This window comes from Neolewinella aurantiaca, assembly GCF_008014675.1.
Classification (GTDB): domain Bacteria; phylum Bacteroidota; class Bacteroidia; order Chitinophagales; family Saprospiraceae; genus Neolewinella; species Neolewinella aurantiaca.
Genome location: NZ_VOXD01000009.1, coordinates 132,355 through 142,475, shown reverse-complemented (window position 1 = coordinate 142,475; position 10,121 = coordinate 132,355). Strand labels below are relative to the sequence as shown.

Here is a 10,121-nt window from a genome sequence, read left to right as displayed (position 1 = left end):
GGTTGGTGGGGCGTTTTTTGGGGTTGAGCGCCTCTGGCGCGATCGGGGATAGGGCGATATTTTCGAACGTTTACCGTTGTTTCGCTATTGAGAAACATAGAGGCTACGAATTCTAATTCAGAGTAAAGCTGTTGCATTACCCGCGGTCACCTACGAATGAGATGGTCCTGAAATACCGGACAGAAATTTTTTGTAATTTTCAGTCTAATGAAACAAGAAGCGAATACAAAGAAGAAGTACCGAAAGTACGACGGGGCCTTCAAAGCGGAGGCAATCCGTCAGATAGAACAAGGTCGTTCCGTTTCGGAACTAGCCGCCTCCCTGGGTGTAGGTCAAAGTCTACTCCACCGCTGGAAGAAGCGGCCTAAAGGAGGATCCACGGGGCCTTCTACAGAGACTCTACAGCTTCGCAAGGAGATGAAGCGGTTGAAAGAAGAAAATGAGATTTTAAAAAAAGCATTGAGCACTTTCAGCCGTCTCGATTAGACCGCTACCAGTTTATTGAGATGCACGGAAATGCTTACTCGATCTCCTTACTTTGTGAGTTGATGCGGGTCAGCAGGAGGAGTTATTATGACCGTTTCGAACGCGTTTCGGTCACGTCATCACAAGGCGAAATAACCCGTAAATTGATCGCGGCTTTTCACTTTCACAAACGCAGATATGGTACCCGACGTCTGGTTTCGTAGAACCTGCAATACACCTGCGGCCGCGCCGGAGAAGGAAAAGAGGGGGACAAAAAAAGGAGTAAAGAGCACGCGCCCTTTACTCGTTTTTTCCTTTAGTCCTTTTTTTTACTCTTCCAGATCAAAAATAGAATCGCTCTCTCCTTTGTCGACGTTGTCGCGGAGGCGATCCATAGCGTCAACAGACTTATCGTAGAAGTCGCGGAAGATAGGGTAGAGGTCTTTGCCACGTTCCCAGACGGCGAGTCTGATTTGAGTCAGAGGTTTGTAGGTAATACTGCTGGCCCGGACTTCGTCGGTGATGATACGGCTTTGGTCGCCAAAGAAAACCAGGCCGGAAAAGATGAAGGTGAAGAACAGCCCGGAGAGGACACCACCCAGAATCTGATTGATGAAATTGATGTTGATATTTTCCAGGAAACTGGTCAGACCTTTCGCAACGATGCGGAAAAGGACGAGCGTCATAACGAAGACGGCAACAACACCAATAACGAAAGCACCTACGGAAGTGAGTACTGGTGCCCACCCGAAAACAAGGTCGCCCATGATGGGACCAAATTTCATTGCCGCCAGCACACCGAAGATGTAGCTGGTAAGGGACAGAACGGTAGAAATGATGCCTTTGCTGTAGCCGATCCAGAAGCCGTAGGCCAAAAAGATCAGGCAGATGATATCTATTGCCATGCAGCAAAGTTACTACATTTCATGGTGTCCTTTTTATAACATCGACGAATGCTGTTCATTTCAGGACGAGGAGGCAGGGAGGAGGGGCAAAGCTCTGGCGCTGGCACTCAATTCGTTAGTACTCGAAGGCGAGTTTTTCGCTGGGGTATTCAAACAGGTTCTCGGCCTTGATCAGTTTGGCAACCTTATCGGGCACCATTTTTTCCCAACCCTCTTCGCCGGCCTTGATCATACTGAGTACATTGCGGGAGTAAATATGAAGGTTTTCAGGTTGGAAGTTGTTGATGTCTACAATCTGACCACTATCAAGTAGGTGCTTGTAGAGGAACTTTACGCCTTCCGGGATAGGGACGTTTTGGGCCGTTACGAGTTCTTCAGCCCCTTCCTGCTGGGCGGGATAGACGTAGAGATTGACGTTGCGCATGAAAATCTCACCGAAGGCGGCAAGCAGACGACCGTCCTGATTATCGCGGTACTTAGAGGAGATGAGTTCCAGCAGATCGTTGACGCCCAGAACGATTCCGACGGGGCTCACTTTGTACAGGCTCAGGTATTCGATGAGATCCCCGTATTTGTGGTAGTTCGAGATGATCACCGTCTGGCCCAATTCATTGAGGAGGGTTGCACGGTGAAGGAAGTCGCGCTCGTTGAGCTCGGCGGATGACAGGAGGTTGTCCAGGGTGAGCTCGGTGAGGAGAAAAGACTTGGATGGTTCCAGTCCGCTTGATTCCCGGAACTGCTGGTAGCCGGCACGAAGCATGTCTTCGTTTACCAGGGTAATCGGGCGGAAGCTGCCGCGTACGATCATGACCGACTTGCGGTACAGGAACTCTGAAGGGTGAATAGAGCGGCCACGGGGATCGAACATCGTAACTTCCGTAAGACCATGCTTAACGAGCCACAGGCTCAGCAGTCGGTTGTCGAGGTCGGGGAAGTTTGCGCCTTCCAATACGATCATATCGATAGCAACCCGGCCCTTCAGGCCGTCGAGTAAGCTTAGGACGAGCGTTTCGGGGTCGTCATGATAATTGAAGGCGCCGTAAATCATGTTGACGCCGAGGATGCCGATAGCTTGTTGCTGCAGCTGGTTGTCGTTGTCGAGCATCCTGACGTGGAGCAATAGGTCGTTTGAGCTGCCGGATTCAGGTTCGAGTTGAAAGCGAAGCCCCATCCAGCCGTTGCCGGGGATGGTTCGGCTGTAATTGATGGCGGCGATTGTGTCAGCAAAAACGAAGAAGTTGGTGTCGGGCCGGTCGTGCCGGAGGCGATCAACCATCAGTTCGTATTCGTGGTCCACCATTTTATGAATCCGGCTTTCGCAGACGTAGCGTCCACTGGGCTCTACGCCGTAAATCTGGTCGGAGTACACCTTGTCGTAGGCGCTCATTGTTTTGGCAATGGTGCCCGCAGCGGCACCTACCTGGAAAAAGTAGCGGGCAACTTCCTGGCCGGCCCCGATTTCGGCGAAGGTGCCGTATATCTTGGGGTTGAGGTTGATCTCAAGGGCCTTTTGGTCGGTTTCCAGTAACTGTCTTTGTGGCATGGGGCAAAACATTTATTGACGCGAACGCAGGGTGCAAGGTAAGGAATATGGAGCAGAGCCCGCAGCAGGAGAAAACGATGGTGTATCACGAGATGCACTACTATCACGAACTTGCCGCTTGTCACGTCTCCCCTCTCCCGAGGAGAGGGGCCGGGGGAGAGGGGGATCCGTGCATCTCGTGATACACACGAAAACGATGGTGTGAATAACAGTGGTCCACTAAGGTTCTACAATGATCGTGCCCGATAGCCGTTGGGCTTTCGTAGCAGAAGATCGATATACATACGAATACGACACCCAACGCTGCAATTCCGGTGCCCCCCGAACCTTCCCCGGCACCTGCGTACGCGCCCATCGAACTTTCATCCTGTTTGGTCGAGCAAATGTGATAGTAATACTATCATGTCTTTAATATTGTGGTAACAAATAACCCTTTAAATACACCGTGATGAAAATCAGCACCAAGCAAATCCTTATCGCCGCAACCACAGTAGTACTCCTGTTGATGGTGGCCCTTTTCAGTCCTTTCGCCGTTAACGACCAAGGCTACCGAACGGTAGTGCAAGGCATTACCGGCGATGAATTCATCCGTTTCGAACCCGGAATGTACTGGGCGGGCTTCTTCAGTAAAACCACTGAATACGCCGATGTACTGACAGTACAGGTAGAGCGTTCCGAGAAGCGTAAAGACGACATCAGTTACTTCTCTGAGCCCATTCGCTGCCAGTTTGCCGATGGTACTTACGCCAATCAGGTTGGTTATTCCGTAAAGTGGAAATTGCCCAACAACGACGAGCGGATGCTGGCCATCCATAAAGACTATCGTAACCAGGGCCGCCTTGCGGCCAGCCTGGCCGATTATTCTAAAGAATGTGCCAACTACTCGTTCCAGCTCATGGACAGCGAGCGCCACTACTCCGGCGGAAAGTCGGAACTGGCCGAGGCCTTCAAGTTTCAGCTTCGTAACGGACAGTACATCATTGATCAGCACGAAGAAATGCGCGTTGATTCGGTCAGCGGCGAGAAGATCCGCAGCTACGAGAACACCCCGCGGACGAACCCGGACGGCAGTTTTATCCTCGCGAAAAGCGACGTCCAGCAGTACGACATTGTGCCCAACTTCGTTGCCATAACGCTGGTGGATTACGAGAGTGTAGTCAACGAAAAGCTGAAAGCGAAAGTAGAGCAAAGCACCCGTGAAGCCATCGCCAAGCAGGAACTGGTTACCGCCCAGCAGGAAGCCCTCACCGCCGAGATGCGCGGTCGCCAGAAGGTCGCCGAAGTTCGTGCAACCGAGGAAGCCGCTAAGATCGAAGCCGAAATTCGTGCCCAGGCAGAGACGGCCGTGAGTAAGGAGCAGGCCCTGCAGGCTAAGTTCCAGGCCGATAAAGCCCTGGCTGAGGGTAGGGCTGCGGCAGAAGTAGCCCGTCTCAAGGTAAGCGCTGGTCTTTCTCCGTTGGAGCGCGCTCAGATCGAGAAGGAAACCCGTATTGGAGTGGCCGCAGAGCTGGCCAAAGTACAGGTGCCCAAGATTGTCATTGGCGGCGGTGCTAACGGTTCTAAATCTGCTAACCCCATGGATGCTGTCGGTATTAACATGCTGATGGACGTGATGGGTAAGCTGGAAAAGCAGAACTAAGGCCAGACGTCGGAATTAGAAAGCGCGACCAGGAAGTGATTCCTGGTCGCGCTGTTTTTTGTTGTGGTCGGCGATGTCCACGGAGCGGCCAGGCTAATCGCAGAGTTCGCGGGCGGCCTCCCATTCGTCGTGGCTGGCAATTTCGATTTCTTCACCGGTTTCTCGGTTAACAATCGTGATGGGGTAAACGATGCTTACGTCGGCTTCTTCGGGGATGTTGCGTACTGCGAAGCGCCACCCGATGCGCCCGACGAGGGTGATTTGGTTGCCGTTGACGGTAATATCAAGAGGGAACATAAGACGGTAGCAGGGCAGGCCACGGTCGTCGTAGTCGCCGCGGTTGTGGCAGATTTGGCGCAGGCGGTAAAGTTCGCGGTCACCGTTGATGGTTACGACCCGGCCGCTTGCTGTATGGGTTACGTCGATAGGGTAAATGATACTGACACCGCGGGGGCGGAAATCCCGGTTTGCCTGTAGAAGCTCCAGGGCGTTGTTGACCGTGAAGGCAGAGTCTGCCGTAGTAACCTCGATGGGGTAGTTGATGGTGATGCACGGGGTGATATCGGCGTCATCGAAGTCACGGCAGGCGCGGTACAACCGGCGCAGGCCAAGAAAGTTATTAATGGTTACGGTTGTACCGTTAGCCATTTCAATGTCGAAAGGGTAAACGAAGTTGGCGAGGACGCGGGATGCAATGATCTGTTGGTGGGCAGCGCGCAGGTCTTCAGCGTTCTCCGCAGTGATGAGTTCACCGTTACGTATCTGAACCTGAATCGGGTAAACAAAACGGAAGCACAAGCGACGGTCGAGCTCTTCCGGGTCTGCATCGGGCGGAGGAGGCAGGGATTCGATGAGGAGGTCGGGCATTTCTTCTTCGGTAACGAAGTCGGGCGAAATGGCGTCTTGAGCAAGTTCATTGTCGCAGCTCATGAAGTTGAGCAGCAAGCCGAAGACGAGCAAGTAGAGAAGGGATGTTTTTGGGAATACGGACATGGAAATTGTATTGATGTACTGGGAAGGATAAATATCGATTTTGGCCTCCCCGGGTTAGATAGATTTTCCGCCTTTAAGCCACGTCGTTTTCAGGGTGATCAGTTCCTGTAGCGTTGTGGCCGCGGTTCGTACTGTCTAATTCTTAAACCCATTTTTACCCTACCTTGAGCAACGATAAAAAATAAAATCTTTCACGTTTGAACCATGAAATATGAAAGCGGATATAGCCGAAGGTGTTTGTGGAGACGTGGTGTATAAATCTGTTTATCAGGATCTTGCGCCTAAGCTTCGTAACTTTTTGTACTACCGTACGGGCAATGCTGAAAATGCCGGAGATATAGTGCAGGAATGTTTTCTGCGTTTGTGGGAGAACTGTGCAAAAGTGCTGCCGGAAAAGGCCGGTGGCTGGCTTTTTAAGGTCGGGGAAAATATTTTTTTTAAGCAGAAAGCCCGGGAAAAAGTAGCGTTGAAGTACGAGTGGCGACAGCAGGGGCCGGAGCCGGTTTATGCTTCGCCTCAGGAAGAACTGGAAGAGCGTGAGTTTCAGGCTCAGCTGGAAGCAGCACTGGAAGCCCTGCCCGACGGAGCTCGAGAAGTTTTTTTGATGAACAGAATGGACGGCCTGAAGTACCGGGAAATAGCTGAATTGCTTGGCATCAGCCAGAAAGCGGTGGAAAAACGGATGCACCGGGCTCTGGCTAGCCTCAGGGAATTGCACCCGGGGATTTGACGCGTTAAAAAGCTGGCCTCCGGGAAGCGTAAAAGAAATCTCATGAATATTTCAACCGTAGGGTAGGGTAAACGAGCAGGAAAGGGTTATAACCACATACTACTGGACATTTTTGATTTTCCACCTCACCCTCCGCCCTCTCCAGAAAGCTTCGCCTAAGGCGAAGCGGAGAGGGAACCAAACCTCGAAGAAGCCGCGAAGCGAAATGTCCAGTAGTATGGTTGTAAACACATATCAGAGCAACATCACGCAATTATGGCTACGCCAGACTTCAAGGATGATACCTTTCTCGCCCGCTGGCTGAGCGGAGAACTGTCTCCTGCTGAGCAGGAGGAGTTTCGGTTGAGAGCGGACTTTGCCGGTTACGAACGCATAGTTGAGCACCTGGGCCGGATGAAACCTCCGGCTTTTGATGCGGAAGCTGAGTTCGGGAAGTTGAAATCGAAACAAGCATCGCTGGCGAAGGGGGGAGCTAAAGAACGTGCTCTGCACCCGCGGCCGCGCCTGCTTAAGCGCATTTGGCCCTGGTCGGTTGCCGCAGCAGTTGCGTTGATTCTTTCTTTCTGGTTCCTGATGCGACCGGAGGCGGCCTCGTTTGTAACCGCAAACGGAGCCCAGCGAACGGCAGCACTGAAAGACGGGTCGACTGCCCAGGTTAACGCCGGGAGTGAATTCGGCTTCATTGTTACGGATACCCAACGAACGGCTTCCCTGAACGGAGAAGCTTATTTTGAAGTAGAAAAATCGACAATTCCCTTCGTTGTGAATACGAAGCAGGGCAGTGTTCGTGTGTTGGGCACCTCGTTCAATGTCTACAGCCGCGAAGACAGGTTAGCGGTGAGTTGTACTTCGGGAAAAGTAAGCGTCCGGTTCGTGGGCGATCCGCAGGATTATCCTATCGGCCCGGGGCAATCGGTTAGCCGGAGCCTGGGAGATACGGTCGTGCTGGCAGCCGCGACGGGCACCGAACAACTAGACTGGTTATCGGGTAAATCGGTATTTGTTAACCGGCCACTAAAAGAGATTCTGGACGAGCTGGAGCGTCAGTATGACATAACCGTGGATCGTCCCGCCGGGCTGGATGTACAAGAGACTTATACCGTCACGTTCAAGAACGATGACCTGGAACTCGCCTTAGAGCAAGCCCTGAACCCGATCCCCGGATTTGAATATGAGAGAGTAGGTGCTGTAGTAAGCTTTCGTCCCTTAGAATAAAAAAACATGCGCTTTGTCGCGATACTATTGCTGTTGTTGCTAACCTGTGGAGTATCTGCTCAGGACCTGCAGAGCGTACAGCTCAGCGTGGGTTTTTCTGATGTCCCTCTGCGAGATGCCATCAGCCATCTGGAGAAAAAGTTTGACCTCAATTTCTCCTTCCCGAACGCAGAAATTGAAGCGTGTACGGTCAACTGCCAATTCGATGAAGCCGGCTGGGCAGAAATCGAACAATGCCTGTTTGGGGCAAACAACCTGCAGGCTGCGGTTTTGGGCGAGGGCTACATAAGCCTAAAGCCGGTGCCGGCCAGTACCGAACGCAGCTGGGAGCTGGATTTTGTAGTGCAAAGCACCGACGGGCTGGCGCTTCCCTTTGTCCCCCTTCAGTTTCCCGGAAAAGCTGCAACCACCGATGAAAGCGGACGATTCAGAGGAGTAATCACTGCAGCCCCGGAAGATTTGGTTTACCTGGCTTACCTGGGGTATGAGAGTGAAGAGGTGCGGTTGAAGGATTTCGTGAGCGGTAATTCGCGGCGCATTTCGCTCCGGCTATCTGCGATCGAACTCAGTTCGGTGTTGGTGTCCGAATACCTGTCAGATGGCATCAGCGCGCCGGAAGACGGAGCTTTCATCCGGGTAGACCCGAGTCGGGCACCTGCGGTGCCGGGCTTTACCGGTCCGGAAGTATTTCGTACACTTTCTCTGCTGCCGGGCATTTCCAACACCGAAGAAACGGCTGGAGGCCTGAGCATCCGGGGTGGAAGCCCGGATCAGAACCTGGTACTTTGGGACGGGATTCCCGTGTATACCGGCGGACACTTTTTTTCGATGATTTCACCGTTCAGCTCAGAACTGATCGATGAGGTAAATGTGTGGCGGGGCGGTGTCGGAGCTGCTTTTGGTGGCAGGGTAGGCGGCCTGGTGGAAATAAATACGGACGAAAAAGTTGCGAAGACCCTGAGTGCCGGTGCGGGATTGAGTTTGCTGACGGCAGACGCCTTCGTGAAAGCGCCGCTGGCCGGGGGGAAATCCGACCTTCAACTGGCGTTTCGTGGCTCGCCCGGGTTCCTCAGCGAGGGGCCTGCCTACGAAGGTTACCGGGCCCAGGTATTCCAGGGAGATGTATTTGCCCGAATACTGAGGGCGGAGGAAAACAATCTGCCACAGCGGGAAGACTTCAACTTCAGAGAGTTCAACGGTCGGTGGCGCTACAACTTCAGCCCGGAGCAGACGCTCACGGTGAGCGGGTTCTCGCAGCACGATGATTTCGGCTATCTGATCGGGCGGGGAAACACGAACCGGTTCTTTGCGGAAGGCCTCATCGTTAAAAACGATGGAATAAGTGGCAATTACCGCCAGCCGTTGGGCAAGGGGGAGGTCTTGGTTCAACTGACGCTCTCCGCATTTAGTGGTAAGGGAGGCACTAGCTTTCAAAACGGCGGGGATGGGGTTTCCTCCCGCAGGGCCAGTGAAATCGAGGAAAGTTCAGCAAGGGTGGAATACGAACTACCGGTAGTTGGTCAAAGCACATTGCAGGCTGGGGTTCAGGCACAGCAGTTTCGGCATGAATTGGATTACCTGACGGAAGACTTACTGACCGATAGTCTCGGCGCGTTTTCGTTCAGCGGGGGGATGGCCAACGCAGTAGCCGCGTACGGAAACTACCACTGGCAGGGGAAAGAGCGGCTGTTTGTAGAAGCAGGGCTGCGCCTGCAGTACTACGAGCCAACCGGCGAAGTGTATCCGGAGCCTCGTCTCAGCCTGGGGTACCGGACAGGAAAAGACTGGCTGGTAAAGGCCGCTTACGGAGAGAGCCATCAGTTTACGCAAGAGATCGTGAACCTCAATGCGCAAAGGGTCAGTTCGATGGTCTCGTTGTGGACGCTGGCCGACAACGGCCGGCTGCCGGTGGCTGCCGGCAGGGAAGGAAGCCTGGGGATAAGTGGCGAGGCCGGCGACTGGTTTTTTGATGTGGAAGGTTATTACAAAAGGATAAATGGCATCACAACCATTAACACCCTGCTGTTGCGGGAAGGGTTTACGAAAGGGACATCCCGCGCACTGGGAGTAGATGTACTGGTGAAGAAACGTTGGGCCAATTGGAGGAGTTGGGCCATCTACACGCTGAGCAATACGAAATGGCGCTTCCCGGAGCTGGGGCCGGATTACTTCCCCGCCGACAACGACAGGCGGCACCAGTTACAGCTCATCCATACCTATACCAACAACGGCTGGTCGGCCTCTGTGGGGTGGAGAATTCACTCCGGAATCAGGTACACCGAATTCCGTAAGGTGCTAACTGAGGTCTGGCCGGGAAGCGACTGGTTGGTAAACCGCCTGGAAGTAGGACCGACCAACGAGGCCCGGTTGCCGGCCTTTCACCGGTTGGATTTCTCGGTGTTTCGAGAGCTTGTACCCACCGGTAAGCGCTGGTATGCCCGTGCCGGCCTTTCAGTGAGCAACCTTTACGGCAGGAGGAATTTACTGGAACGACAGTACCTCGTCAGTGCAACGGGGCTGCCGGCACCAAACCGGTATGACCTGGAAGAAGTAGACCGAACCGGTTTGGGGTTCACGCCCGATCTGAGTTTGCGGATAGGGTTCAGGTAGTACAACTGCGGCCGGAAGAGC

At 53.3% G+C, this 10,121-nt stretch carries 8 protein-coding genes; 5 read left to right on the top strand and 3 right to left on the bottom strand.

Translation table 11 applies throughout. The features are described from left to right. The first annotated feature begins 207 nt into the window (after positions 1-207). Complete coding sequence (locus tag FUA23_RS07835; RefSeq protein ID WP_147930180.1) at positions 208-486, top strand: transposase; 279 nt, start codon at positions 208-210, stop codon at positions 484-486. A gap of 308 nt (positions 487-794) precedes the next feature. On the opposite strand, the gene FUA23_RS07830 is transcribed toward FUA23_RS07835, so the two are convergent. Continuing rightward, positions 795-1,370 carry a CvpA family protein gene (locus tag FUA23_RS07830; protein WP_147930179.1) on the bottom strand — a complete coding sequence of 192 codons (576 nt, stop codon included), beginning with the start codon at positions 1,368-1,370 and terminating at the stop codon, positions 795-797. A 115-nt stretch (positions 1,371-1,485) separates the two neighbouring features. After that, a complete protein-coding gene (locus tag FUA23_RS07825; RefSeq protein ID WP_147930178.1) occupies positions 1,486-2,913 on the bottom strand; it encodes a TonB-dependent receptor in 1,428 nt (475 codons plus the stop codon). 448 nt (positions 2,914-3,361) lie between these two features. Here FUA23_RS07825 and FUA23_RS07820 point away from each other — a divergent pair, with 448 nt between their 5' ends. Further along, the gene (locus FUA23_RS07820; protein WP_147930177.1) at positions 3,362-4,552 is read left to right on the top strand and encodes a flotillin family protein; all 1,191 of its coding nucleotides are present in this window, start codon (positions 3,362-3,364) and stop codon (positions 4,550-4,552) included. 93 nt (positions 4,553-4,645) lie between these two features. Here the strand turns inward: FUA23_RS07820 and FUA23_RS07815 are convergent, their stop codons facing one another. Beyond that, complete coding sequence (locus tag FUA23_RS07815; RefSeq protein ID WP_147930176.1) at positions 4,646-5,545, bottom strand: hypothetical protein; 900 nt, start codon at positions 5,543-5,545, stop codon at positions 4,646-4,648. Positions 5,546-5,756: 211 nt separating this feature from the next. On the opposite strand from FUA23_RS07815, the gene FUA23_RS07810 reads away from it, so the two are divergent. The 3 genes from FUA23_RS07810 (at position 5,757) to FUA23_RS07800 (ending at position 10,100) form a co-directional block, all read left to right on the top strand. Then, complete coding sequence (locus tag FUA23_RS07810) at positions 5,757-6,275, top strand: RNA polymerase sigma factor (protein WP_147930175.1); 519 nt, start codon at positions 5,757-5,759, stop codon at positions 6,273-6,275. A 255-nt stretch (positions 6,276-6,530) separates the two neighbouring features. Next, complete coding sequence (locus tag FUA23_RS07805) at positions 6,531-7,490, top strand: FecR domain-containing protein (protein ID WP_147930174.1); 960 nt, start codon at positions 6,531-6,533, stop codon at positions 7,488-7,490. A 6-nt stretch (positions 7,491-7,496) separates the two neighbouring features. Next, positions 7,497-10,100, top strand: coding sequence for a TonB-dependent receptor (locus FUA23_RS07800; protein WP_147930173.1), 2,604 nt, complete (start codon positions 7,497-7,499; stop codon positions 10,098-10,100). The last annotated feature ends 21 nt before the right edge of the window (positions 10,101-10,121 follow it).

Coding starts and splice junctions, on each gene's coding strand:
- FUA23_RS07835 (WP_147930180.1), top strand. CDS start 208: ATGAAACAAGAAGCGAATACAAAGAAGAAGTACCGAAAGTACGACGGG.
- FUA23_RS07830 (WP_147930179.1), bottom strand. CDS start 1,370: ATGGCAATAGATATCATCTGCCTGATCTTTTTGGCCTACGGCTTCTGG.
- FUA23_RS07825 (WP_147930178.1), bottom strand. CDS start 2,913: ATGCCACAAAGACAGTTACTGGAAACCGACCAAAAGGCCCTTGAGATC.
- FUA23_RS07820 (WP_147930177.1), top strand. CDS start 3,362: ATGAAAATCAGCACCAAGCAAATCCTTATCGCCGCAACCACAGTAGTA.
- FUA23_RS07815 (WP_147930176.1), bottom strand. CDS start 5,545: ATGTCCGTATTCCCAAAAACATCCCTTCTCTACTTGCTCGTCTTCGGC.
- FUA23_RS07810 (WP_147930175.1), top strand. CDS start 5,757: ATGAAAGCGGATATAGCCGAAGGTGTTTGTGGAGACGTGGTGTATAAA.
- FUA23_RS07805 (WP_147930174.1), top strand. CDS start 6,531: ATGGCTACGCCAGACTTCAAGGATGATACCTTTCTCGCCCGCTGGCTG.
- FUA23_RS07800 (WP_147930173.1), top strand. CDS start 7,497: ATGCGCTTTGTCGCGATACTATTGCTGTTGTTGCTAACCTGTGGAGTA.